The following is a 24,533-nucleotide window of genomic DNA, read 5'->3' as shown; positions in this document are numbered from 1 at the left end:
CCATTTTGTAAGCTTTTACCCTTTAGCTATCCTCAACAGTCGGGGTAAAAGCTTATTTTTCTAATAATATAATAAAAAGGAAACTCTCTATGAATACTGATTTAATACAAGAATTAAAAGCAAGAATGCCCGATTTCACCAATGAAGCTAAACTAGCTAATTTAGAAGTACTTACAACCAAAGCACATGAACGTGAAGGGAAGTATAAAAAGCAAGTTTTTAATAATTTTCCACAGGCATTGAAAGAAATAGATACCAAATTAAAATCAAAATACAAAATCGCAGCTGAATTATGTAAGAGCCTTTCAGGTAAGTACATTCTAGTATTTGAATTACCACCATCGGAAAGTAAAAAAGTACTTGAGCAAGCTTTAAAAGTTGCAAGAAATGAATACGATAAGTGGATTACCGAACAACAAAATGAGTGGTTAGATAGAGAGTTAGAAGAAGCCTTACTAGAAAAAGCTAAAATTCATACTAAAAACCAAGAAGAAAATAATGCAAAGTTTAAGGCGAGTCTTTTGAAAGCGCTACAATCAAATTAAACCCCTCTGTAACAGCGTCCAGCATACTTTAGGCTATATAGCTAAGTATTCACCTTAATAACAAAAATCTCTGCTAATACCGCCCTCCTCATAAGAATAATAACTGCAAGCGTGTTAGCTTCAATAAAATGGAAGAAATGAAAATGATAGAAACCAAAGTTGAATATAAAATTCGTCCGCTGTTGGAAAAGCTGGGGTATAGCTTCGAAAAAGGCCAGCCTCCCGCATATGCACTAGCGCTTAATTTAAAAAAATTAGGGCTAGATCGCGACCGATTGATACAAATCGTAAGCTTAACCTATCCAATCCAAATTAATTTCTGATAAAGGTTTATGTCAAAACTTCCCCTGAACTTTTTATATCAGAAAGCTTATTGTTAGCAACACTAGTAATATACCGAACAGCCACCATTACAGGCCTTTTTGAGTGTTCAACTATATAATAAAAACCTTATAACCTTTTTTGAGAGGTAAATATCTTTATCTATACACTTATAAAATAAATTAAAAGGATAATTACTATGCCAGAAGTAAGCAGAAGGTTATTTAAGAAACTTGAATATAAAGAATTGCCTGTTAATAACAAAGAACAAAACCTCCTAGTTAATCGATTGGAGTCTTGCTATAAGTTAATTGATTTAGCCAGTAACACATATGCAAAATTACTCCACCAACATAGAGTGTTAAAAATTCCTAAGTGTGTATCTGAATATTACACAGAGAAAGATTTTGAAAAATTAACGAAGCACTTTTTCAAACTGCTTGAAAACGGAAGGCTTTGGAGTAACAAAGATAGAGGAAAACTGTTTTATGTTTGGTGTGTTGAAAGGGAAGTTGAAAAAGGATGGCATGTCCACCTTCACACGTTCGTAAATGAAAAGAAAAACCGCTCAACTGGTGTAAGTGGTATTATCTCCTCGGCTTGGAATAAGGCGCTAAAACAATATATACCCAGTATAGAGCTTAAAGAGGTTACCTCCGAATCTTATAACAGCAGCTATGTTCACACATGTACGATTCCTAACGATGATTACAAATATCACAGGGTTCTAAATAGAGGAAATTATACTCAATTAAAGGCCTCTTTCTACTGGATCAGCTACATATGTAAGGTAAGAGAAGGTACAAAACCGTACAAGTTCGGTAGGACTCAAATAAAATAAGCTTTTTTGTTAAACGAACTGAAAAAACGTTCGCATAGTTACAGAGAAAATATAAAAAATCATTATATAACTCCCCTGAAAGCCAGTATTCACGGCACTAGCAGCCTATCCAACCACTTAATTAACTATATACTAACCTTATTTGAATACCAATTAATAGTCCACTCTAGTGATTACACCAAAGTAGACAAATAATTATTGTTTTCTTGCTTTAAATTGTCTACTATGGCGATAAATTAATGCACTATAGTAGACAGCACAATGAAAGCTAAAAAAGTAATTGGTTACATACGCGTATCAGACAACAATAAAGGTAATGCCGAATCTCAGAAAGCGGCTATTGAAAGTTATGTTGCACGTAACAACCTCAAGTTGGATTCAATTATAGAAGAGCACATAAGTGCTAGTAAGACAGACCTACAAGATCGTAAATTATTTGCTTTAATAAGTTCAAATCAGAGTATTGTAGTTAGTGATATTAGCCGAATCGGTAGAAATAAGGTATTGGAGCTTATTGGTGTTATTGGACAAATTGCTAGAAATGGAGAACTTCATTTAGCTTATAACGACCGCGTTATAAATAAAGATAACGTAGATGACGCTGAAACTATATTTACTGTAATAGGCCAATCATTCGCAAGTGCACAAGAAGCAGCTCGAAGGAGTGAGAGAGCAAAAGCAGGACATGCACAACGCAAAGCTAAAGGCTTACATGTTGGGCGTAAGCATGGACAAGTGGTGAAGTCTAAACTTGATGAACACTTGAGCTTCATACTTGCACATCAAGATAAAGGCACTAAAACAACTGAGCTTTTAAAGCTGTTAGAGTCTGAAAAGGGTTTGAAGATAAGCAAAGCTGGTTATTACAAATGGTTAAAGAAAACACAAAAACATTAAGTATATGATAAATATTAGGTATTTCTATTTTCCGTCATATATTTTCGGGCTGAGTATCTACGCGTTTAAGACCATTAGCACCCAGATCCAATATTTTAAAGTACAAAAAAGTTTCTTGTTATCTAATTTATTGTAGAATTTAATTTGCTTTTCCTATTATTCCACCATCATCCAACTGGGTGACTTCGCCTGACCAACTTTTATAATTGCCCTCTTCATCTTCTAAAGTACCAAAGCACTTAGTTGTACCATTTTGCAATTGTACTCTTGATGTCTCTACAGATAAGACTCTGCTCTTTTTTTCACCTTGATTGTTTAACCAGTATTGAAAGTCACTTTTATAACTGTCACAACTAGGCCCTGAATGGGAAAACTGTAATTTTATACTAACTAGTGATGCAGCTAAGAATAATAAAAATAAGATACTTGTTATCTTAAGTAAGATACTTGAATAAAGGTTTATATCTGACCAACTGATACTTTTGAGATGTGTTTTAATGGTTTCTATTTTAAACATTTACTTTCCCTGTAATTTTAGTCCAACTTTATAGAACTTAGCACCCTATACATACTGACACAAGAAACTTTATAACAGGGCAAGCAGCATAATTTTTAATAACTAGTCTTCCATTTTGTACACAAAAGCCTAAAATATGTAACACAATCACTTACTAAGTGACGCTTTTAGGAAGTAAAAAAGCCCTTACGGGCTTTTTTTATGTCTGTAATTTAGTAAGTAACATACTCACATAAATTCACATATTAACGGCGGTTTTTACGTGCACGTGCACGGCGCTGTTTTTTCTCTTCTTCTTTAGCGGCTTTTTTGGCCTCTGCAGCGGCGCGTAAGCCAGCTACCATAATTTCTTCTTCTTCACGCATGGCTGGGGTTTCCATGGTAATACGGCCGATAATCCCATCACGTAATTCGTTAATCAGTATTTCAGACATTTTATAGGTGTCTATTTGGTTACCGCCACGAATACAACCACGCTTTTTACCGGCCATTTCTACAAACTCCCAGTCACTTTCTGGCAGTTCATCTATTTTATAGCGTGCTTTTAAAAGCTCTGGGTAGGCTTTTAATAAATACTCTGCGGTATAACTTGCCACATCTTCGTATTCAAGCGCTGTGTCACGTATTGCACCGGTGGCACCTAAACGATAACCCGAGTTCTCGTTTTCTACTTTAGGCCACAGCATACCCGGCGTGTCGTAAAGCATAATGCCATCTTCAAGCTTAATACGTTGCTGCGCTTTTGTTACCGCAGGCTCGTTACCCGTTTTTGCAACTATGCGCCCAGCTAATACGTTAATTAACGTTGATTTGCCCACATTTGGAATACCCATGATCATGGCTTTAATTTGCTTATCGGCGCCCACTTTATGTGGCACTAATTTTTTACAAAGCTCATTAATTCTGTGCACCTCAGCGGCTTTATCATGGCCAAACGCGATGGCTTTTACGCCACTTTCTTGCTCAAAATAGTCTTTCCACGCTTGGGTCATTTTAGGGTCGGCTAAATCCGCCTTATTTAAAATTTTGATGACCGGCTTGCCTTCACGAAGCGTAGTTACCATAGGGTTTTCACTACTGTAAGGAATGCGTGCATCAAGCACTTCAATGATCACATCCATTTGCGGCATTATTTCTTTAATCTCATTACGGGCTTTATTCATGTGCCCAGGGAACCACTGGATAGCCATTTTTAACTCCTAACATATAATTTGACGCTATTTTAACTGGCAATTCATTTAATTGCGCTATACTGGCGCAAATTTTTTTAGATTAGATATTATGGCTCTTAAATCTACCATTATTAAAGCGCAATTATCGTTAAGCGATATGGACCGCCACGTGTACCAAGATTTTAATTTAACGTTGGCACAGCATCCCTCTGAAACCGAGCAACGCTTGATGATTCGCTTATTAGCCTATGCGCTAAATAGTTGTGATGGCTTAGAGTTTACCAAAGGCTTAAGTGCCGACGATGAACCTGAGCTTTGGCATGTAAACTACAGTGAAGAGATAGAGCTGTGGATTGAGCTGGGCTTGCCAGATGAAAAGCGTCTTAAAAAAGCCTGCAATAAAGCTAAAAAAGTGGTGCTTTATACCTATGGCGAAAACAACCAAGCTATTTGGTGGCAAAAACATCAACCTAAATTGTACGATTTTAAAAACTTAAGTATTTTTAGCCTTGATTACGCCGCCACTCAGGCACTTGCAGATTTAGCTGACCGCAATATAAAACTTACCATTACCGTTCAAGATGGTGATGTGTGGGTCAGTTCTGATACGGCTAATATCGAAATAAAACCACAACAGTTAATGTAAATTGTAGGTAAGGGCGTATGAAAATAAACCACGTTATTGTATTACACGGCCTTTATATGTCGGGCTTTGTTATGCGCCCGCTCTGCTCTCGTCTTGAACAGTCTGGAGTTAAAGTACTTAATCTCACTTACAATACGCTCGACCCTAACTTAAGCACCATATTTAAACAAATTGATGAGTTTATTGGTGATGAGCCCTCTGCATTAGTATGTCACTCTATGGGCGGATTAATTGCCCGCGCCTACTTAGAGGCAGGCACGCCAGCGAGTCACCATGTCACTAAAGTGATTACGCTTGGCACACCCCATCAAGGCAGCCACATAGCGCAAAAGATGAAGCAAAAAGGGTTTGAAACCTTTTTAAAAAACAGCGTCGAGTTTTTACTCACTAAAAATGGTAACTGGCCGTTTAAGGCCAAGCTTTACAGTATTGCTGGCGATTTGCCCATTGGGTTAATGCCGTTAATTGTCAAAGGCAGTCAGTCCGATGGCACCGTTTTACTAGACGAAACCAAGCTTAAAGGCATGGCTGAGCATAAAGTGTTTCATTTAAGCCATACCAGTATGATTTATTCTCGCCAAGTGCTTGAATACATTATTAAGTGCCTTAACGAAGCAGCCTAGTCTTCGCCCGCCTCTGCTATTTTATAACTGATTAAAAATATCACCCCCAAAATAAGTGGCATTGGCGCGGCAATGTAGCCAAACGTGTCGGCATTGGCAAAACTTGCGCCTGCTAAATGCGCCACCAGCCCCAATACAAATGCTATAACGGCTATACCTACCACTATTAACTCTGCTTTATTTTGTTTTACTGTTTTTGCATCCATAATCGCTCTCCAATAAATTTAAGATATTTATTTTGCTTGAATGAATTATGCGCTACAGCCATAAGCATTTACTGATTTAGATCAATACATCAAATAGCCAATATTCAACCTTGTAGAAAACTTGTTTTAGATCATAATTTATCCATGTTTTGTCTTTATTTTATTGTTAAGGGGTAGAATTTTAATAAATTCAACCCATCTATATTGTATGAGTGATTTATTGCGCTGCACGTTATTAATAGTTAAAACCTATTGCATTGACTGGTTTAAACAATTTTACTAATTAATAGCACTGAGCAATAATGATCATCAGTTCATAAATAAACGGTTCATCAAGGAGCAAGGTATGTCACAGGTAAATGCAATTGGTTTAAACAGCGCAAAAAGCGAAGACATTGTTAAGTCACTCAATACATTATTGAGCAGCTACCAAATTCAATACATGAATGCGCGCGGTTTTCATTGGAATATTAAAGGCCGTAACTTTTTTGAATTACACATTAAATTTGAAGAGATTTACAACCTTCTGCTTGAAAAAGTAGATGAAATTGCTGAACGTATTTTAACGTTAGATGGCGCGCCACTACATGCGTTTTCTGATTACTTAGAAGTAAGTGAAATTAAAGAAGCTAAAAACATTAGCGATGGTACCGCAGCCGTAGAAAACCTATTAGCTGGCTACAGCACACTAATTAAAATGCAACGTGAAGTACTTACTCAAGCAGGTGATGCAGATGATGAAGGTACAGCGTCATTAATGGGTGATTATATTTCAGAGCAAGAAAAACTAGTATGGATGTTAAAAGCGTACTTAGACTAAGCTAAAAAATAAGCCCTCAAAAGGGGAGGGCTACAAATAGGGAGAATCGTAAATTTCTTTGCGATTCGGATACTATATTAGCGCCCCCTATCGACTAAACAACGCCACTGTTACCAGTGGCGTTGTTTTTGGTTTAAGCGGAGCATAAATAATTTTAAAGCAAACCAGCCCACCCTTTTCGCGCTTGCATTAAAAAGCCCCAGCAACGGCTGGGGCTTTTGTTAATACCAGCTCCTTAATTAAGTGAAGCTGGAAAAACTACAATTGTGCAGTATTAACTGCTTAAAATTTACTTCTAAAACCAATATAGAAGGTTTGCCCGATTGGGTCATACGTACCTGCGTCGGTTTCAGTACCTGTGCTTGAGCCACTTACACCTGAAAGTATACGTGGAGGCTCTTTATCAAATAAATTGTTAGCGCCGGCGTATAGCTCTACCGCGTCACTTATATGATAGCTTGCTTGTACATCGTGGTAGGTTACTGAACCAATACCCACGCCGCCAGCAGGTATACCAAAGCCACTTAAGAATTGATCCTCAAAGTCAGCAGCCCCTATGTAGGTCATGCTCCAGTTAAAATCAAAGTCATCAAGCTTATAGCCTAAGTTCCAGTTAGCTTTGTGCTCAGATGCGCCAATTTCACCAGCAAACTCATCTTTATCCGCACCCGGTAACGGAATAGTGTAACCGTCAATCAAGTAAGTGTATGCAAGGCGAGTTCTAAATGCGCCTGGGCCAATATCGGCAGAGTAAGTTAGTGTTAAATCAACACCTTCTGTTCCTAAGCCACCACTATTTGATACACCACTGTCAATAAACTCAAGTGAACCTGCGCTATTATTACCAGAAGGGCCGCTACGACGAGTTATAAAGCTACAGAAGCTATCGTCACCACCGCCATAACATTGGTCTAAAATAAATTGGCGCGGTGTAGATACAATCGCATCTGTGATTTCTATATCAAAGTAATCAAGGGTAACGTCAAGGCCCGAAATTAGCTCCTCTGGGGTAAATACCACACCCACAGTCACAGAGTCGCCCACTTCTTCTTTTAAGTCTGGGTTACCACGGTTAAAACCACTAATACCCTGTAAATCAGACTGGTTAAGGGTAAACTCACCGTTTGATGCAATATTATTTGCAACACCCGCATCGGCACGACACGCATCACCTACAGCGCCACCGCCACTGTTTGTAACACCTATACATGGATCGTTTAAACCACTAGGGAATGTTTGCGAAGGCGGTGAAAATAACTCATCAATATTAGGCGCACGTGTAGAACGAGCACGGGTAGCACGAAGGCGTAAGCTATCCATCACTTCCCAATCAACACCTACGTTCCAGCTTTCTGTATTACCTACTGTTGAGTAGTCAGATAAACGGACTGCGGCGTTCACTGTTACCGCATCCAGCACAGGAATGTTAGCCTCAACATAGTATTCAGTTACATCAAAAGAACCTTCGGTTGCAGGAATTGCATTACCGGCATTTAAGCCTGCTTGCTGTAGGGCATCAAATTCACTGCGAGAAAACTCTTCGCGGTATTCAAAACCAGCCGCAATACCTACCATACCCGCAGGCAGCTCAAATAAATCACCTGAGACATTACCGCCAATAATTTCTTGCTCTACCGACGTAGAAAGCGTACTTGGTGCACTAACAAAATCAATTGCACCTTGCGATAGTGAATTAAATCCGTAAATGTTTACTGGCGCACAATTAAAGCCACGCGCTGTTGCATCAATACAAATCGCTTCATCGGTAATGCCATCCGCATCTAAATCTTGGCTATCAATTACCGCCTCTAAACCTTGGCGAAAGCTTTGTACATTTACTAAGCCACCTGATACTTGCGACTCTTTCGTTTTACCGTACACATAGTAGGTATCGTAAAACCAGCTGTCGTTAATCTCACCCTGAAAGCCCACAGCTAAGCGGAATGTATCACGCTCTGCACGGGCACCACGGTTACCTACATCACTTAAACGTTTTGCAAAAAAGATATCTCTAGCACCATCACCGTCGGTGTCTGTTGCTGCATTGTAGATATCATCTGGCACAAAGGCATTTCTAAGCATTTCGCCATTTACGTCAAACTCAATTGGCACGCGGCCATTGGCATAAATGTCATCTGAGGCAAACGGAAAAGGCTCTAACTCTGAAATAGTGGTACTAGATGCGTACGTCCCTTCAAAAAAGAAGCTGTGTTTATCTGTTAGCTCGTAACTACCATTTGAGGCAAATAAGTAGCGCTCTGTTGGTATAGCAATGGTACGTACGCCGCTTCGGTTAAAGCCGTTGGCATCTATACCGTCACCGCCATTGGTGCTAAACGAGTCTTGTAAGTTGTTGTTTGGATCGTAAGTAAAGCGTGTATCGCCTGCATCAAAACGCCCTTGTGGCGGAAATGATGAGAAAAACGGATTAACGGCTTCAAAAATAGAACCCGGGTTTGCCGCCGGATCGTCTTCAAAATAAATACCTGAAAATTGGTCTACTGCAGAGCGCTCACGATCGCGTGAAAACACGGCTCCTTGGTCTGAGTAGCCTAAGTGGAACATGGCTTGACCTTTGCCATCACCCGTAGTTAAACCCGAGGTAAAAGAAAACTGGCGCGATTCATCATCGCCTTCGCTTGATTCGCCGTATTGGCCTTCAAACTCTACGCCTTCAAAGTCATCTTTTAGTACAAAGTTAACTACACCTGCAACCGCATCAGAGCCATATACTGATGATGCGCCACCGGTCATAATTTCCACTCGCTCAATAAATTGACTAGGAATGGTATTTAAATCAACTGCCGAGCTACCAGGTACACCCGATACATAACGGCGCCCATTCACAAGTACTAAAGTACGGTTTGAACCTAAGTTACGCAAATCAACAGTAGCTACACCCGCGCTTGCAGTTGAAAAGTTAGAGTTAGTACGGCTAATAGCTGGAGAACCAAATGCTGGGTTTTCTAGCAGTAGGTTTTGAATGTTTAAAGAACCCGATGCATCAATTGCCTCGCCACTTACAACCTGTATAGGTGCAGATGACATCGCCTCGGCTGAACGAATACGAGAACCCGTTACTTGCACGCGTTCTATTTTTTCTAGTTCGTCTTCTTCTGCGGCTAAACCTTGAAAAGAAAAGCCAGCAAGCACTGTCGCACTAAGTGCTAAAGACAATGAAGATTTTTTAAATGTACGACTATCTAAGTTATTTATTTTTTTCATACTATAATGTCCCTGAAATGTTATTTTTGTAACTGGTTGGTTACAAACATTTCAACATTAAGTGGAATAATTTTAAGACACTATGCGCATTATTTAATAGGCATTTAGTCAGGTACAAACAGCAGGATATATGGGATGAAGGTACTTATCCCAGATTGTTATAAATTAGATTAAATTTTTTTAACATTTTTTATTAAATACACGGTCTTTATAACTACACACTCTAGAGATGGATTTTTTTATGATTACTTACTTTCATGCACTAATTAGAGTTAGCACGAGCAAATTTGCAACATTCTTAACTCAGCAGGTGCAAGCTCACCGTCACTTTGATTCGCAAACACAACTGCCCGAGCAGCGTTTAGATCAAATAGATACCTCTCGTTTTAATGTGCTTTTTTACGAATTATCTAATTTAAATGATCCTACTCAAATAGTGCACCTAACTGAATTGGCTAAAACAATGAAAGTGGTGGTGATTGCTAGGTCGGCTGAATTTGCTAATTTTGCGTTTGAAGTCGGCGCAGTCGATTTTTTAACAGTTGATGCAACCGCTTCAAGGCTTGAAAAATGCTTCGATAAGCTTATTCATTTATGCCCATTAGCCACACAAGCCGAGCGCTTGTTTAAAGCCGCATCTGAAAACGAGCAACCCATTGCTGCACATATTGTTGTTAAAGATGTAGGAAAGGTACGTTTAATAGATATTAACGATATTGTATGGATAAACGGTGCGGGTAATTATGTAGAGCTGCACTTTAATGGTAACAGCGCCCCCGTTTTACACCGTGAAACCATGAAAAACATTGAGCAACAGCTAGAGCCTGAAGGTTTTATACGTATTCACCGCTCCACGCTTGTTAGAAAACATGCCATAAAAGAGCTTATGCCAACAGACAGCGGCGACTATAAAGTGAAGCTTAAAAACAATATCTCGTTAAATTTATCAAGAAGGTACAAAAACTGCCTAGAAAGCATTATAAGCCCCGTAGCATAGGGGCTTGTAATTCTATTTACCAGTAGGTTTTAATGTATTCATCGTCTGGGTGATGATGTAGGTAACTTTCTGAGTCTTTATAAAAGTTAACTTCAATATCGCTGTTGCTCCAGACCTTCTCGAACATATTTTTAGCAATAATGTTTGCATATAAGTAATCTACGCGTTCGTAGCCACGCTCTTTTACGCTGGCAAAGTACGCCTCTAACGAGTCCATGCTATCTACAGTTATTAACTCAAATTCTTCTAAATTAACCACAACACACTTTAGTGCGCCTTTAGGGTGCATACTTAGTTCGTTCACCACGCCATTAGTTAGTAAAGTAATTCCTTCATTATTAAAACTACCCATTAGCTTTAAATACATGGTGGGTGGCTGAGAGCAAATATAAAACTCTCCATGTGCTCCAAACATAAATAACCTTTTATATATCAGTGCTTCATTAAAGCTTAATACATTTTGCGTATTTTGCAGTTAATTTATAAGCGCGATAAAAAAGGCCATTTCGAGGGCTTTTTCTTCAAGGCTTTTAAAACGCCCAGATGCGCCGCCATGCCCAGCATCCATATCGGTTTTAAATACCAGTATATTGTTATCGGTTTTGAGTTCTCGCATTTTTGCTACCCACTTCATAGGCTCCCAATATTGTACTTGAGAGTCGTGCAGGCCTGTGGTGACTAAAATATGCGGGTAGTCTTGGGCGCTAATATTATCGTACGGTGAGTACGCAGCTATTACATCATAAAAGTGCTCATCGTTTGGGTTGCCCCATTCATCATACTCGTTAGTGGTAAGTGGAATACTTTCATCTAGCATGGTGGTTAACACATCTAAAAATGGCACATGACACCCTACACCTAAGTAAAGCTCTGGCGCTTGGTTTAATACAGCGCCCATTAACAAACCACCTGCACTGCCGCCAGAGGCAAATACTTTGTTTTTATCACCGTAGCCTTGCTCTACAAGAGCCTTTGTAATATCAATAAAGTCGCTAAAGCTATTTTGTTTATGCTCTTTTTTACCTTGCTCGTACCAATGGCGTCCTAGCATTTCGGAGCCTCTTACATGTGCAATCGCATACACAAAACCGCGATCTAGCAAACTCAATGAGGTACTCGAAAAGCTCGGATCTATCGTGTAACCATATGCACCATAGCCATATTGAAACAGTGGGTTAGTGCCATCCTTGGTAAAGGTGTCTTTTCTATAAACTAACGAAACAGGTACTTGCACGCCATCGCGTGCTGTCACGAATAAGCGCTCAGAGGCATAAAGTGCACTATCAAACCCGCCCAGTACTTGCTGCTGTTTTAACAATGTTTTTTTGCCCGTGGCTAAATCAACATCGTACAACGTTCCAGGCGTGGTTAGACTTGAATAATAAATACGTACCGAACGCGCCTGTGGCTCGGGGTTCATCGCCACAGCGGCATAGTAGCATGGGTCGCTAAATTCAAGCGCCATGCGCTCTTGAGCTTGGTTAATAACAACAAAGCGAGCTTGACCTTGCTCGCGCTCAGTTAATACTAAAAAGTCGTCAAATATCTCTACGCCTTCAAGCAATACATGCTCACGGTGCGCGGTGTGCTCTTGCCACTGCGTTTTATCTGCAATCGTTTCGCTTGTTGCCGTCATCAGTCTGAAATTTTTAGCTTGCCAGTTGGTTACTATGTAATATGTATCGCCGTGTTTATCTATATCAAACTCATGCCCTTCTTCGCGCGGTAGTAATGCGTTAAATTCTCCTTGCGGGTTATTGGCATCAAGCACCCAGGTATCGTTTGTTTCGGTGGTGGCCAAATCTATAATAATAAGGCTCTCGTCACGGCTTTTACCCAAGCCCATAAAAAAGCTTTTATCGTGCTCTTCATACACCATGACATCTTGGCTTTGCGCTGTGCCTAGTTCATGCCTAAACACCTGAAAACCCAGTAACGTTTGTAAGTCTTTTTTAACGTAAAATACGGTTTTATTGTCGTTAGCCCAAACAATTTGCCCTTCGGTGTTTTCTAAAACATCGCTGAGCATTTCACCTGTTTGCAGGTTTTTAAAATGTACGCTGTAAATTCTGCGCCCTTCGGTATCTTCGCTGTATGCCATTAATTGCTCGCATGGGCTTAGCGCGACTTCACCTAGTTCGTAAAATTCATGGCTTTGAGCTAAAGCATTCACATCAAGAAGTAACTGCTTGTTATCGGTGTTAATACTTGTGCTTCTGTAATGGCGCGAATACTCATCGTCACCACGTACCTCTGAGTGATACCAGTACTTGCCATCTTTAACCGGCACCGTGTTGTCATCTTTTACGATGCGCCCTTTTAGTTCTTCAAAAATACTGTTTTGAAGTGGTTTTATTGCGGCTAGTTGCTCATCGCAGTATGTATTTTCGGCCGCTAAATGGGCGAGTATTTCTGGGTTTTCGCGCTCATCATCGCGCATCCAGTAGTAGTTATCGGTGCGCGTTTTATTGTGCATAGTTAATTGATGAGGTTGCTTTTTAGCAACAGGAAAACGAGCTAATGATTGAGAAGAAAATTCACTTAAAGACACAACAAAACCGTATAAAAAATAACAATGCAGGCAGTTTATCATAAAAATAAAAAAGCCCACTCATAGAGAGTGGGCTTGAGGTATAAGTCCAAATTTTAAAATTACTGCAATTTTATTCTTGTCATTACACCCATGGGAAGATGGTTTTTATTTTAAAAGCGTTAAGAGAGCTTAGTCCAGGCCATTGCCCAGCTTTTTCCGATACCAGGTTCAAAGCTTGGGTCTTTATCATTATTGGTTCTGCAAAATTGGCTAAATGGCCATGCCTTACATTGGTATATATAACCTGTTTTAGGCTGCAGTACGCGAGTCCCCGCATTGTATTGTTCGCCCCCATTAGGGTATACAAAATCATATGCTTGGTTGGTGCACTTAGCGGGGGTATCGCACTTTGCAATGCAATGAAAATCAACCTTTGCCTTATTAATACCGCTACTTTCTAGGGCAAATATTTCGTTATCTCGATAGCCAACAACCAACCCTTGTTTGGTCATTCTACCTGCACTTACCAGGGGCACATGCACGTTTATATACTCAGCAACTAAGCGTGGCCAAGCATGAGGCTCACCTTGTTCTAAAGAGGTAATTTTATAATCAAACGATAAATCAACAAGCACTCCTTGCATGTCTGAAAAGGTTACACTAACCACATCCCCAATGAATAATTGAGTATGATGGTTTAAACAACCTATAGTTGACCATTTTCCACAGGCCAACGACGTATGCATAAACACAGTAACACCTTAAGAGTCACAAAATTTTATCCATATCATATGGATACACAAAAACGACACTGAGGGCAAGCAATACCGTATAAAAATTATGCAGCAGCCCCGCTATCGTAGTTTACACCTTAGACCGGAAACTTTGCGTCTTAGCCTTTCGACTAATTTGCCAACAGAAAAAAGTGATTATAAAACGTGCGCAAAGCTTATTCAAACAAAAGAATGTAACCGAGATTTTTATATAACCCTAAATAACTAAAAAGCCAACTTGTTAAAGTTGGCTTTTAATAGTTTAAGAGGTTTGGTTTATAGGGGCTTTTCGCCTAAATACTTTTCGAAAAGCCATTTTAAACACGCCGCCAATATCGCCTAAAATAATGTACAAGCACGGCACCAATATAAGGGTGATTAGTGTTGCAAACATTACCGCAAAGCCTAGCGCTACTGCCATAGGGATTACAAATTTAGCTTGTAAACTGGTTTCAAACATTATGGGCAGAACCCCTGCAAAGGTTGTAATAGAGGTTAATAATATTGCCCTAAAGCGTGCACAACCGGCTTCTATTACCGCGTTTTTAACGCTTACACCCTCTCGGCGTACTTGGTTTACGTAGTCGGTCATTACCAGCGAGTCGTTTATTACAACGCCAGCCGCGGCTATTAAACCAAAGCCCGACATTAAGCTAATGTCTAAATCAAACCAAAAGTGTCCCCAAATAGCCCCCGTTAAACTAAACGGAATAACCGACATAACAATAAGCGGCTGGGCATAACTTTTAAGTGGTACAGCAAGCAATATATAAACTAAAATCATGCCGCCTACAAAAAACAGCAGCTGCTCATTAGCTTGCGCTTGTTGCTCTTCTATTGCGCCACCTAGCTCTGATTTTACACTTGGGTATTCTTCTTTAAGTTGCGGCAGTAAGTTTTCTTTTACTTGCGAAACCACTTCGCCAGGCTCTATAGCTTCTTCATCAATACTGCCGTACACATAAACAGTACGATAACCGCCCTCACGGCGAATATAGCTAATACCCGGCGTTTCGGTTAATTCAACCACATCACCTAAAAGTACTTCACGCCCTTGCGGTGTAGTAACTACAGTGTGTTTTAGCGATGAAAACGCTTCGCGAGTCAGTTTAGGGTAACGTACCATTACTCTTACTTCTTCGCCGTTACGTATTACACGCTGTGCTTCGCCACCATAAAAACTAGCGCCTACTTGATTTGCAATGTTAGCAAGGTCGAGCCCTAAATCGTAAGCTACAGGTTTTAAGCTCATTTGCACTTCTTTGCTAGCAGGGTCAATGGTCGAGCTTATATCAAACAAGCCTTTTTGTTGCTGTAATAGCTGAATAAAACGACGGCCTGCCGCATTAAGCGTTTCTATATCAGAGCCAAACAGTAAATAACCAAATTCGCCTTCGCCGGTGCCGCCACCGCCGCCAACATCATCTTCAATAGTGAGTGATTTAATACCGGCAATGGTTGGCATAGCTTCTCGCCAGCGGCGCGAAAGTTCAAACGCGTTATAAGGGCGTAAATCTTCATCAACCAACGGCGCAAGTAACTGAGACTCCGTTCTGCCTTGGTTAAATACCAGTACATCACGAATTATTTTTTGGCCAAATTCACGCTCTGTTTCTTCATCAACTCTTAACACCATGGCTTCTACTTCACGAATAGCTGCAATAGTTTGTAAGTCAGACACATTGTCATTCATTTCTATTTGAATTTGCGGAAAATCATGCGGCACTTTAGGAGTGGGTACAGTGCGTACTTTATTTGATGTGATCAGCGCAATGCTTATAAAAAACATAGCAATAAAGCCAAACAATACTGTCCAACGCCAATCTACACAACGCGATATAAAACGCTTATAAGGGCCATTTACAAAACCAAAAAAGCGGGTATTAAACCTATCGCGCCAGCCCCCTTTTTTAATAGGTGAAAAGTGCGTGTGGGCAATGTGCGCCGGTAAAATAAGTTTTGATTCAACTAAGCTAAATACTAAACACAGCATAACTACTACGGCAATACCGTAAAAGAAGGCGCTTTCTGGCCCGCTTGAAAGTGTAAACGGGGCAAACACCGCAATGGTTGTTAGTACACCAAATGTAGCAGGGGTTGCTACACGGTTAGCACCACGGACGACGTTTTCAACTCCGCCTCCGCTTTTTTCAACCTCAGTATAGGCGGCCTCTCCTATTACTATGGCGTCATCTACCACTATCCCGAGCACCATAATAAAAGCAAACAACGAAATAATATTAATGCTTATACCAAATAAAGGCATTAGCATCATGGCGCCTAAAAAGCACACTGGTAAGCCAATCATTACCCAAAGCGCTAATTTAAAGCGCAAGAATAACGAAAGCATAATAGCGACTAATATTGCCCCTTGAAACAAGTTAGCTTTCATCATATCAAGGCGCGCATTTAGGTAGTACGTCATGTCCATTAATGGCTCTAACCTAACGCCCGGTGGCAGCTGGGTATTTTTTTGCTCAATAAATGCTTTAACCGAATCGGCAACGGGGATCATGTTTTGATCTTGCGTTGCCTTTACCGACATATACACCGCGTTTTCGCCATTAAATTTAAAGTAGCGCTCGCCTTCGGTAAATTGGTCTTTAATAACAGCAATGTCTTGCAACAATACTTTAGCGCCGTAGTCGCCTATTTTTACCGGAATTTGTCTAAACTCATCGCCAGAGTAATACTGGTTTTCAACCCGAACAGAAATAATCCCCGCATCTGTTGTTAGTTGCCCCGCCGAAAAATTAGCAGAGTAATTACGCACAGCGGTCATTACATCGCTTAGGGTTAAATTGTATTGGCGTAAAGTGTCTGGGTCGATTTCAATGGCTATTTCATCAAGCGGCACATCGTTTTCTACCAACGACACGTTAGATAGCTGTAATAGCTCATCTTCAATTTGATTGGCAATTGGTTTGAGTTCTGTCAGCGGCAAATCGGCAACTAAGGTCATCCCTATAACATCTTGCCTAAACTCAATCTGACTTATGGTGACCGGTTCCATACCTGCAGGAAAGGTTGCAATACCATCAACACGCAGCTTTACCTTATCAAGTACATCGGTAAGCTCTGCATCGGTGTTAATTTCAAGGCTTGCTCTACCGCCATTTCTAAAGGCGCGGTACACGCCCTTTTTAATTTCGGTCACATCCTTTAGTGATTCTTCAATTTTTATAAGAATGCTTTCTTCAATTTCTTGTGGTGAGGCACCGGGGTAATTTGCCTCAACATTAATGTAGTTAATTTCTACATTAGGAAACATTTGGCGCTGAATGGTTAAGTAGCTAATAATCCCCATAATGATGATAAAAACCATCATTAGGTTGGCTGCAACAGAGTTTTTAGCAAAATAAGCTATTAACCCTGTTTGTTTTTTTTCAATTGATTCGCTCATTAATTTACACCTTACAACTGTTGCGCATCAGCGCTACTTTCGGTGTTTGTATTAGCGTTACTTGGCTCGCCCATGCCAGCCACTTTAACCTGCATGCCTTTTTGTGGGTATTCAGGTAACGTGGTAACCAACTTATCATCGGCGTTAAGTCCGCTGCTAATATAAAAGTACTCGCCTTCTTCTCTCACTACGGTTACTTTGCGCGGTTCAAGCTCTTGGTTTTCGTTAACTATCCACACCGTTTGGTTATTAACTAATGATTGCGGCAAACGGTAAATATTATTAAGCATGGCGCCTGCAAAATTAACCTGCACGTAGCTGCCAAATTTAATAGCCGGTTGCTGTGTTTTTAAGCCGTATGGGTCTTCAATACGTACCACTAAGCTGCTCATGCGCGTCGCGTTATCTACAATACCTAGGTCGCGGTCAATCACGCCTTCACGTGTAAAACTGTTTAAACCTTTTTGAATAATAGTGGCCTTAATGCCCTTAATTCGCTCCGGTAAAAATACGCTATCAAAACCAGCAATAGGAATAATAACCTCTGCTGTTTCTATATTATTTAAATCGGCCACTTGTGCGCCCATAGCCACAAACTGGCCTACCCCCACATTGCGGCTTATAACAAGCGCATCGTAAGGTGCTTTTATATCGCAGTTTTCTAAATCGCGTTGCGCTCTTTTTAATGCGGCTTGCGCCGATTTAACCGCTGCTTGGGCGCTTAGCACCTGCGGTTTACGTAAAAACAAGTCGGTACGTGCCTTACTCGGAAAACGCTTTGCTTCGTCTTCGGCTACTTTTGCCTGCGCTTGCTCTTCAATTAAGGCCGCTTTGGCACGCGCTAAATCGGCTTCGGCTACCAATACGGCTGCTTCGTAGTTGTCTTTTTCAATGCTAATAAGTGTATCGCCACGAGAAACCACGCCACCCGCTACAAAGTTAGGGTGCCAACTAATTACCTCGCCCGACACCTGCGCCGCCAACTGCGTGTTTTCTAATGGTTTTATTTCGCCATAGCTGTTTATTATTACTTGATGATTATTAGCTTCTACAGGCTCAACTTGCACGGTGGGGCGTGTATCTACTGCTGTTTTACTTTGATCTTCTTGTGCAATAGCGTTTATTCCCATAAAGCCCACTACACCAATGGCTAATGCTACAAATGGGAACACCCATCTCAGTGAATTTGATTGCATATCCTAATTACCTCATATTTCTACTAACACTATAATAACAGAGCGCAATAAAACATTAACCTGACATTTGTAAGCAACTGTTACAAATAAAATTGGGAACTAAATATAGCTGTGTACCCGTTAACAAACACCTGCTATTCATCGCATTTATTATATTTTGTTACAAACTTTTACTATTTAAAATCAACACATTACAGGTTTAGGCTATTATTTCATCGAGAAGATGTGCGAACAAATTTTAATTTACGTACAGTCACACTAAATAAATAACAGCGAAAAAGATTATTACAATGAAATTAACAACCCTTGCGCTAACACTTAGTGTAGCGCTTAGCGGCCACGCACTGGCTAGCGATAAAAAAGAAGACAAAAAACCACAAACCCTAAGCGAAATGGTCGAAGGACAAACCGAATTTTCAGGTATTTTTAATTTATACCAAGACCCAAAAACCGGTGAGCACTTAATGGTGATCACCGAATCGCAGCTTAATACCCCTTTTGTATACTTTGCTCATACAGTCGACGGTGTCACTGATGCTGGGCATTATCGCGGTGCCTATAGAGAAACCAAGCTTATTGAGTTTAGAAAATACTTTGACCGCATAGATATAGTTAGCAAAACCCCTCGCTATAAATTTGATCAAAACAGTGCCATTGCCAAAGCAAGCAATGCCAATATTAGCGAAGCCGTTTTAGCCAGCATTAAAATAGAAAAAGAAGAACAAGGAAAAATAGCCTTTAAGGTCAACAAGCTATTTTTAAGTGAGGCGCTACACAAGGTATCGCCAACGCCAAACCCAGCCGATAAAAAAGCTAAAAAACGCTTTAAAGTGGGTAAATTAAACAGCAAAAAGTCGCGTATTGTTAAGCAGCGTCCTTACCCAAATAACTTAGATGTGGTTGTAGATTACGTATTTAGTAATGCCAGCCCCACCGTGCGTGGTACAAGCGCAGTAAGCGACCCGCGCAATGTCTCTGTAAAGGTGCAGCACTCTTTTGTTGCATTACCAAAAAACGACTATAAACCACGTAAAGATGACGCGCGCATAGGCTATTTCACCAATCAATTTGATCTAATGACCTCGACCGATTGGGCACCGTATGAAGATGTTATTAAACGCTGGGACCTACAAAAGAAAAACCCTAGTGCTGAGCTTTCTGAGCCAGTAAAGCCAATTACCTGGTGGATAGAAAATACCACCCCAGTAGAGTGGCGCGACACAATACGCGATGCCGTACTTACCTGGAATAGCGCTTTTGAAAAAGCCGGTTTTAAAAACGCACTAGAAGTTAAAGTACAACCCGATGACGCAACCTGGGATGCTGGTGATATTAACTACAACGTATTACGTTGGACATCATCACCTAAACCACCATTTGGTGGCTACGGGCCGGCTCTTGCTAATCCGCTAACAGGTGAAATACTTGGCTCAGACATTATGCTTGAGTTTGTGTTTATGAAAAACCGCTGGATTTACGACACGCTTTACACACAAGGCACAATGAGCCACGGCGAAAACCTGCACACAAGTGGCGATTTAAATTGCTCACTAGGCCATGAAATTCAACAAAACCTATTACTTGCTAAAGGCTTAGCAACAGGTGCCTCGATTGATGACAATGAAATGATTCGCCAAGGTTTAACTCAGTTAATTCTTCATGAAGTAGGCCATACACTAGGCTTAAACCACAATATGAAATCGTCTATTTTGTGGGATGAAAAAGAGGTTCATGATAAAACCAAAACCCAAGGCATAGTTACAGGCTCAGTGATGGATTATGCGCCGGCCAACATAGCACCCATTGGTGTGCAGCAAGGCGATATTTTTCAAACCAAGCCAGGCCCTTATGACGACTGGGCTATAAACTATGGATACAGCACAGCCCTTGAAGATAAAGCCGCAGAGCGCGCACGCCTAAATACTATATTAGCGCGCTCTAGCGAGCATGCGCTTGCCTTTGGTAACGATGCCGACGACATGCGCGCACCGGGTCGCCATATAGACCCGCGCGTAATGATAGGCGACCTTTCATCAAACCCTGCAGCCTATGGCGCCGACCGTATGGCGCTAATTAATAAGCTATTTACTGAGCTAAAAGATAAAGCCACAGTAAAGGGTGAGTCTTACCAACAGCTGGTTACCTCAGCTAATAGTTTATTTGGCCAATACCGCTCGCAAGCGGGCATTGTTTCTCGCCAAATAGGTGGTGTATATGTTGAACGTGCCGTTGTGGGCGACCAGCATGCTGATAAACCCTTTACCCCCGTACCGCTTGAGCGCCAAACACAAGCAATGAACATACTTGCTAAATATGTATTTGCGCCAGATGTACTCACTAGCATGCAACCACTGTATAACTATTTACAGCAACAACGTCGCGGCTTTAGCCATTATGGTAAAAATGAAGACCCTAAAGCGCACAAAATGATTTTAGGCATGCAAAAAACAGTACTTGCGCAATTGCTGCACCCTGCTGTTATGCTGCGTATTTCAGACACCGCGCTGTACGGTAACGAATATAGCCTAACGCAATTTATGGACGACCTAACTGCCAGTATTTTTGTTGATAACAAAGAGAGCACGTCTATTAGCCGCAATCTACAAATAGAGTATGTAAATCAGCTTATTGCTATTGCAGGCCTAGGCAAAGCCAGTAAACACGACAATTTGGCAAAAACTGCCGCGCTCTATCAGTTAACACAAATAGCTGATACAAGCGTAGGATGGGGAGCCGATACAGCAACTAAAGCGCATAAAAAGTATATTGATCACTTAATTGCTAAAGCGTTAGAAGCTTAACTAACTAAATCAAACAGGCCACGTAATACGTGGCCTGTTAATTTATAAATAAATTGTGCCTTTTAAATACCGCACAGCGTTACCGGTTAAGGTCACTGTATTTTCGCCTACTTCGCATTGTATAAAACCACCACGGCTTGAAGCCTGATACGCATTTAATTTATTTTTACCTAATTGCTGTGCCCAGTAAGGGGCAAGGCCGGTGTGAATAGAGCCCGTAACAAAATCTTCTTCGCCGCCACTTGCTGGCCAAAAATAACGAGACACAATATCGTACTCAGCAGAACTCGCTGTGGCGACCACATCAAGTGGATATAAGGTTTTTAACAAATCAGACTCAGTGGTTAAATCATGAATTTGTTGAGCATTTTCGTATATAGCAAAATATGCTTGGCGGTTTTTAAGCACCTTAATAGGTTGTATAGACAACCCTTTCAATAGCGCATCGGGTACCGCTTGTACTTCATCTGGCGCTTGTTTAGGAAAGGTCATAGCAAAACTGCCATCGCTATTTTTATTAACAATAAGCTCCCCTACAGCCGCGGCGTTAAAGCGCACTTGGCTAAGGTTGTGCTGCTCGCATAAAACATACGCAGCAGCGAGCGTAGCGTGGCCGCAAAAATCTATTTCCATTAATGGTGAAAACCACCGTATAGAAAAACTGCCATCTGCCTGAGGGCACGTAAACGCAGTTTCAGAAACATTATTTTCAGCGCCAATATTAAGCATTAACTCATCACTAAGCCACGACTCAAGCGGGATCACTGCCGCGTAATTGCCTTTAAATAACTCGCTGGTAAACGCATCAATTTGATGGATGGTGAGTTGCATGGGTTCCCCCCTAAATTAGTTATAAACAAGCCGAAGGTAATACATCTTTAGGTACTGTCGTTTTATTTTCACCCACAGCTTGCATCCCTACAACAGGTTCATCAAAACCACATAACCATGCAATAGGACTTGTGGGGCTATTAGTAACGACTGCGGGTCTAAAAGTTAAAACTGTATTTTGCAAAGGCTGCGAGGCTTTATTCCCCAAGCTAATGTTAATTGCACCGTTTTCTATGGCAATACCTGTCACTCGATTTCCTATTAAATATTTACTTTCAGGCACATTTGCTTGTTTATTATTTTTAGGAAACGCTCTGTTTTCAATGTAATACGTAGTTACGTCTTCTCTAATTACTGCGGCCATAGCAAGCGGATCAACAAGTTCAGCTTTTTGCATATATTTACTGTATTGAGGTAAAGCAACGGCCGCCAAAATACCAATAATAGAAATTACGACCATCAATTCAATTAGCGTAAATCCTTTTGACTTCATAACACTTCTCCTAGCATAAAAATTGGTTGGTAAGCCGCTTTCACAAATAAGTAAATTGACACAACAATGACTAATCCATACAGAATAACCAGCTTATTTATAAAGCCTTTAGCCTGCACATTAAATTGTTCCAGCTGCTGCTCAAGTAACACTTTAAACTCTTCATGAGTTTCGTAGCCTAACGAATCACACTTAGCCAAATGTTTAGTTTCGACTATTGCGGCGTTTTCATCCTCTTTAAAATTTACCGCAAAGTTAAGCGTTGTCATTAGGCGATCGTATTTCTTAATTAAACTGCGAGGAAGTAAAGCTTTTGATAAACCAGTAAAAGGCTGCGAGTCGGTTAAAGCGCATGCATTTTTAATTTTAAAAATTACTATAAAAATAATGCTTTGCAGTAAAACCAATAGAATAATTGGCACATACCAATAAGAAAAGTAATCATCTAAGGTGTGCGCGGAAGAAGCCATATGATTGCTATATATCTCTACAAATGTAGGAACAACAAAAGACTGATATAAAAGCGAAGAAAAAACATAAATAAAAAAAACAGCAGTTAAATAGCTAAAAATGCCTTTGTGCTCAAATTTATACCCGCTAACTAGCTGCGGTACACATTGATAATGCAGGGCTTGTTTTTGCAAAATACCTGCATCTTGCAGGGCAAATTTTGCTGCAAGGCAATTGGCTAATTTACTGTCTGCGTATTTATTAGCATAAACGGCTAAATACGATTGTGTGGTTAGCTCTTCTTTTTGTGCGGCACTTAATGTTTTAGAACTATAGACACGGCAAATGTAGCCAAACTGATTCCAATTCATACTTTATCCTTTTATTTGATAAAGTAACTTGCCACATATTTAGCACAATATAAATAGAAGACGATTGTTTTTTAAGCCATTGCGGGGCGGATTTTATAATATTGCATACATGCAAATTGCACGGCATTTGTAAGTAGTAGCATAACAAACATTAAAATATGCGAGGTGCTGGGCATAGCACTGCTTAGCTCTACAAATAAGCCACAAGTACCTGCTACAAACTGCAAGCTAAAGTAGCGGGCGCTTAAATTGCTAATATTACCACTGCGTAAGGTTTTATACGTTTGCGGCATAACCCGCACTGAGCTCATTACCAGCCCTACGTATGTAAGGGCGTTGAGCACCGATGATGTTTCTAAGCTTTTATTTAACAGCAATAAAAAAGGTAATAACGAAAAGCCAAGCATAGCCACAAGCTGTATACGTTCAGCTTTTGCGGCGTTATAGCGTGCAAAGTAATATAAAATTAGACCACTTAGCGCCCCAGTTACAAAAAATGGTAAAGCAATAAAGTAGCGTTCAAAATAAATATTGTAGGTAATAAAGTAGAGACTTTGTGCTAAACCAAAGGTCATCATTAATAGTGATAACCCCGACACACTGCGATTCTTTCTAATTTTGCTCAATAGCGGTAAAAAGCTAAAAACTAAAATAAAAGCCGAAAAAATAGGTAGATAGTGCGCCAAAACAACCTCGCTCGTTACTTAAATGTTAATATAAAACCCGCCTGAAACAATAAATAAACATATGTTTTTAAAAGGGTTTTAAAGTGAGCGCGCATTGTAATGATGAATACATTTTACTCAACAAATTAGCGTAAACCTATATTAGGCACTGGCAAGATAGCTGTACAAAAATCGTTACTTTAAGTG

At 40.3% G+C, this 24,533-nt stretch carries 21 protein-coding genes and 1 riboswitch; of the genes, 8 read left to right on the top strand and 13 right to left on the bottom strand.

Features of this window, described 5'->3' with window-relative positions; all coding sequences use genetic code 11:
- Nucleotides 1-89: 89 nt before the first annotated feature.
- The 3 genes from AN395_RS16130 (at nucleotide 90) to AN395_RS16115 (ending at nucleotide 2,604) form a co-directional block, all read left to right on the top strand.
- Nucleotides 90-545, top strand: coding sequence for a hypothetical protein (locus AN395_RS16130; RefSeq protein ID WP_054983599.1), 456 nt, complete (start codon nucleotides 90-92; stop codon nucleotides 543-545).
- 520 nt (nucleotides 546-1,065) lie between these two features.
- A complete protein-coding gene (locus AN395_RS16120) occupies nucleotides 1,066-1,707 on the top strand; it encodes an inovirus-type Gp2 protein (RefSeq protein ID WP_054983597.1) in 642 nt (213 codons plus the stop codon).
- A 261-nt stretch (nucleotides 1,708-1,968) separates the two neighbouring features.
- Nucleotides 1,969-2,604 (top strand): recombinase family protein, encoded by a 636-nt coding sequence (locus AN395_RS16115; RefSeq protein WP_054983596.1) that lies wholly within the window; start codon nucleotides 1,969-1,971, stop codon nucleotides 2,602-2,604.
- A 139-nt stretch (nucleotides 2,605-2,743) separates the two neighbouring features.
- Here the strand turns inward: AN395_RS16115 and AN395_RS16110 are convergent, their stop codons facing one another.
- Nucleotides 2,744-3,121: a hypothetical protein gene (locus tag AN395_RS16110; protein WP_054983595.1), complete on the bottom strand. Its 378-nt coding sequence runs from the start codon at nucleotides 3,119-3,121 to the stop codon at nucleotides 2,744-2,746.
- Between the two features lie 245 nt (nucleotides 3,122-3,366).
- The gene (gene ylqF, locus AN395_RS16105) at nucleotides 3,367-4,311 is read right to left on the bottom strand and encodes a ribosome biogenesis GTPase YlqF (RefSeq protein ID WP_054983594.1); all 945 of its coding nucleotides are present in this window, start codon (nucleotides 4,309-4,311) and stop codon (nucleotides 3,367-3,369) included.
- Nucleotides 4,312-4,402: 91 nt separating this feature from the next.
- On the opposite strand from ylqF, the gene AN395_RS16100 reads away from it, so the two are divergent.
- Nucleotides 4,403-4,939 (top strand): YaeQ family protein, encoded by a 537-nt coding sequence (locus tag AN395_RS16100; RefSeq protein ID WP_024033976.1) that lies wholly within the window; start codon nucleotides 4,403-4,405, stop codon nucleotides 4,937-4,939.
- 17 nt (nucleotides 4,940-4,956) lie between these two features.
- Nucleotides 4,957-5,562, top strand: a complete 606-nt coding sequence (locus AN395_RS16095) for an alpha/beta hydrolase (RefSeq protein ID WP_004585990.1) — start codon at nucleotides 4,957-4,959, stop codon at nucleotides 5,560-5,562.
- Here AN395_RS16095 and AN395_RS16090 read toward each other — a convergent pair.
- Nucleotides 5,559-5,768, bottom strand: a complete 210-nt coding sequence (locus AN395_RS16090; RefSeq protein WP_024033977.1) for a hypothetical protein — start codon at nucleotides 5,766-5,768, stop codon at nucleotides 5,559-5,561. The genes AN395_RS16095 and AN395_RS16090 overlap by 4 nt on opposite strands.
- A gap of 346 nt (nucleotides 5,769-6,114) precedes the next feature.
- Here AN395_RS16090 and AN395_RS16085 point away from each other — a divergent pair, with 346 nt between their 5' ends.
- A complete protein-coding gene (locus tag AN395_RS16085; protein ID WP_004585992.1) occupies nucleotides 6,115-6,588 on the top strand; it encodes a Dps family protein in 474 nt (157 codons plus the stop codon).
- 282 nt (nucleotides 6,589-6,870) lie between these two features.
- On the opposite strand, the gene AN395_RS16080 is transcribed toward AN395_RS16085, so the two are convergent.
- Nucleotides 6,871-9,813, bottom strand: a complete 2,943-nt coding sequence (locus tag AN395_RS16080) for a TonB-dependent receptor domain-containing protein (protein ID WP_054983593.1) — start codon at nucleotides 9,811-9,813, stop codon at nucleotides 6,871-6,873.
- A gap of 241 nt (nucleotides 9,814-10,054) precedes the next feature.
- Here AN395_RS16080 and AN395_RS16075 point away from each other — a divergent pair, with 241 nt between their 5' ends.
- The gene (locus AN395_RS16075; RefSeq protein ID WP_024033980.1) at nucleotides 10,055-10,810 is read left to right on the top strand and encodes a LytTR family DNA-binding domain-containing protein; all 756 of its coding nucleotides are present in this window, start codon (nucleotides 10,055-10,057) and stop codon (nucleotides 10,808-10,810) included.
- A gap of 16 nt (nucleotides 10,811-10,826) precedes the next feature.
- Here the strand turns inward: AN395_RS16075 and AN395_RS16070 are convergent, their stop codons facing one another.
- From AN395_RS16070 to AN395_RS16050, 5 genes are all read right to left on the bottom strand, one after another.
- A complete protein-coding gene (locus AN395_RS16070) occupies nucleotides 10,827-11,225 on the bottom strand; it encodes a hypothetical protein (RefSeq protein WP_054983592.1) in 399 nt (132 codons plus the stop codon).
- 60 nt (nucleotides 11,226-11,285) lie between these two features.
- Nucleotides 11,286-13,403 carry a S9 family peptidase gene (locus tag AN395_RS16065; RefSeq protein ID WP_408003099.1) on the bottom strand — a complete coding sequence of 706 codons (2,118 nt, stop codon included), beginning with the start codon at nucleotides 13,401-13,403 and terminating at the stop codon, nucleotides 11,286-11,288.
- Between the two features lie 119 nt (nucleotides 13,404-13,522).
- The gene (locus AN395_RS16060) at nucleotides 13,523-14,089 is read right to left on the bottom strand and encodes a hypothetical protein (RefSeq protein ID WP_054983631.1); all 567 of its coding nucleotides are present in this window, start codon (nucleotides 14,087-14,089) and stop codon (nucleotides 13,523-13,525) included.
- 95 nt (nucleotides 14,090-14,184) lie between these two features.
- Nucleotides 14,185-14,267, bottom strand: a riboswitch (cyclic di-GMP riboswitch).
- Between the two features lie 111 nt (nucleotides 14,268-14,378).
- Nucleotides 14,379-17,519 (bottom strand): efflux RND transporter permease subunit, encoded by a 3,141-nt coding sequence (locus AN395_RS16055; protein WP_054983591.1) that lies wholly within the window; start codon nucleotides 17,517-17,519, stop codon nucleotides 14,379-14,381.
- 11 nt (nucleotides 17,520-17,530) lie between these two features.
- Entirely contained in the window at nucleotides 17,531-18,715 is a 1,185-nt protein-coding gene (locus tag AN395_RS16050; RefSeq protein ID WP_054983590.1) for an efflux RND transporter periplasmic adaptor subunit, read from the bottom strand.
- 290 nt (nucleotides 18,716-19,005) lie between these two features.
- Here AN395_RS16050 and AN395_RS16045 point away from each other — a divergent pair, with 290 nt between their 5' ends.
- A complete protein-coding gene (locus tag AN395_RS16045; RefSeq protein WP_054983589.1) occupies nucleotides 19,006-21,516 on the top strand; it encodes a zinc-dependent metalloprotease in 2,511 nt (836 codons plus the stop codon).
- A 42-nt stretch (nucleotides 21,517-21,558) separates the two neighbouring features.
- On the opposite strand, the gene AN395_RS16040 is transcribed toward AN395_RS16045, so the two are convergent.
- The 4 genes from AN395_RS16040 to AN395_RS16025 all read right to left on the bottom strand — a co-directional run bounded on the left by AN395_RS16040 (nucleotide 21,559) and on the right by AN395_RS16025 (nucleotide 24,347).
- Nucleotides 21,559-22,347: a PhzF family phenazine biosynthesis protein gene (locus AN395_RS16040; RefSeq protein WP_054983588.1), complete on the bottom strand. Its 789-nt coding sequence runs from the start codon at nucleotides 22,345-22,347 to the stop codon at nucleotides 21,559-21,561.
- Between the two features lie 19 nt (nucleotides 22,348-22,366).
- Nucleotides 22,367-22,840: a pilin gene (locus tag AN395_RS16035; protein ID WP_054983587.1), complete on the bottom strand. Its 474-nt coding sequence runs from the start codon at nucleotides 22,838-22,840 to the stop codon at nucleotides 22,367-22,369.
- A complete protein-coding gene (locus tag AN395_RS16030; protein WP_054983586.1) occupies nucleotides 22,837-23,661 on the bottom strand; it encodes a hypothetical protein in 825 nt (274 codons plus the stop codon). Before AN395_RS16030 ends, AN395_RS16035 begins: the two co-directional genes overlap by 4 nt.
- 71 nt (nucleotides 23,662-23,732) lie before the next feature.
- The gene (locus AN395_RS16025) at nucleotides 23,733-24,347 is read right to left on the bottom strand and encodes a PQ-loop domain-containing transporter (protein WP_054983585.1); all 615 of its coding nucleotides are present in this window, start codon (nucleotides 24,345-24,347) and stop codon (nucleotides 23,733-23,735) included.
- Nucleotides 24,348-24,533 lie beyond the last annotated feature (186 nt).

Origin of the sequence: Pseudoalteromonas sp. P1-30, from assembly GCF_001400005.1 — a bacterium.
Taxonomy (GTDB): domain Bacteria; phylum Pseudomonadota; class Gammaproteobacteria; order Enterobacterales; family Alteromonadaceae; genus Pseudoalteromonas; species Pseudoalteromonas atlantica.
This window is presented reverse-complemented; position numbering and strand designations above follow the sequence as displayed.

What these genes read in the sequence shown, in the direction of transcription:
- AN395_RS16130 (WP_054983599.1), top strand. Translation starts at nt 90, where the DNA reads ATGAATACTGATTTAATACAAGAATTAAAAGCAAGAATGCCCGATTTC.
- AN395_RS16120 (WP_054983597.1), top strand. Translation starts at nt 1,066, where the DNA reads ATGCCAGAAGTAAGCAGAAGGTTATTTAAGAAACTTGAATATAAAGAA.
- AN395_RS16115 (WP_054983596.1), top strand. Translation starts at nt 1,969, where the DNA reads ATGAAAGCTAAAAAAGTAATTGGTTACATACGCGTATCAGACAACAAT.
- AN395_RS16110 (WP_054983595.1), bottom strand. Translation starts at nt 3,121, where the DNA reads ATGTTTAAAATAGAAACCATTAAAACACATCTCAAAAGTATCAGTTGG.
- ylqF (WP_054983594.1), bottom strand. Translation starts at nt 4,311, where the DNA reads ATGGCTATCCAGTGGTTCCCTGGGCACATGAATAAAGCCCGTAATGAG.
- AN395_RS16100 (WP_024033976.1), top strand. Translation starts at nt 4,403, where the DNA reads ATGGCTCTTAAATCTACCATTATTAAAGCGCAATTATCGTTAAGCGAT.
- AN395_RS16095 (WP_004585990.1), top strand. Translation starts at nt 4,957, where the DNA reads ATGAAAATAAACCACGTTATTGTATTACACGGCCTTTATATGTCGGGC.
- AN395_RS16090 (WP_024033977.1), bottom strand. Translation starts at nt 5,768, where the DNA reads ATGGATGCAAAAACAGTAAAACAAAATAAAGCAGAGTTAATAGTGGTA.
- AN395_RS16085 (WP_004585992.1), top strand. Translation starts at nt 6,115, where the DNA reads ATGTCACAGGTAAATGCAATTGGTTTAAACAGCGCAAAAAGCGAAGAC.
- AN395_RS16080 (WP_054983593.1), bottom strand. Translation starts at nt 9,813, where the DNA reads ATGAAAAAAATAAATAACTTAGATAGTCGTACATTTAAAAAATCTTCA.
- AN395_RS16075 (WP_024033980.1), top strand. Translation starts at nt 10,055, where the DNA reads ATGATTACTTACTTTCATGCACTAATTAGAGTTAGCACGAGCAAATTT.
- AN395_RS16070 (WP_054983592.1), bottom strand. Translation starts at nt 11,225, where the DNA reads ATGTTTGGAGCACATGGAGAGTTTTATATTTGCTCTCAGCCACCCACC.
- AN395_RS16065 (WP_408003099.1), bottom strand. Translation starts at nt 13,403, where the DNA reads ATGATAAACTGCCTGCATTGTTATTTTTTATACGGTTTTGTTGTGTCT.
- AN395_RS16060 (WP_054983631.1), bottom strand. Translation starts at nt 14,089, where the DNA reads ATGCATACGTCGTTGGCCTGTGGAAAATGGTCAACTATAGGTTGTTTA.
- AN395_RS16055 (WP_054983591.1), bottom strand. Translation starts at nt 17,519, where the DNA reads ATGAGCGAATCAATTGAAAAAAAACAAACAGGGTTAATAGCTTATTTT.
- AN395_RS16050 (WP_054983590.1), bottom strand. Translation starts at nt 18,715, where the DNA reads ATGCAATCAAATTCACTGAGATGGGTGTTCCCATTTGTAGCATTAGCC.
- AN395_RS16045 (WP_054983589.1), top strand. Translation starts at nt 19,006, where the DNA reads ATGAAATTAACAACCCTTGCGCTAACACTTAGTGTAGCGCTTAGCGGC.
- AN395_RS16040 (WP_054983588.1), bottom strand. Translation starts at nt 22,347, where the DNA reads ATGCAACTCACCATCCATCAAATTGATGCGTTTACCAGCGAGTTATTT.
- AN395_RS16035 (WP_054983587.1), bottom strand. Translation starts at nt 22,840, where the DNA reads ATGAAGTCAAAAGGATTTACGCTAATTGAATTGATGGTCGTAATTTCT.
- AN395_RS16030 (WP_054983586.1), bottom strand. Translation starts at nt 23,661, where the DNA reads ATGAATTGGAATCAGTTTGGCTACATTTGCCGTGTCTATAGTTCTAAA.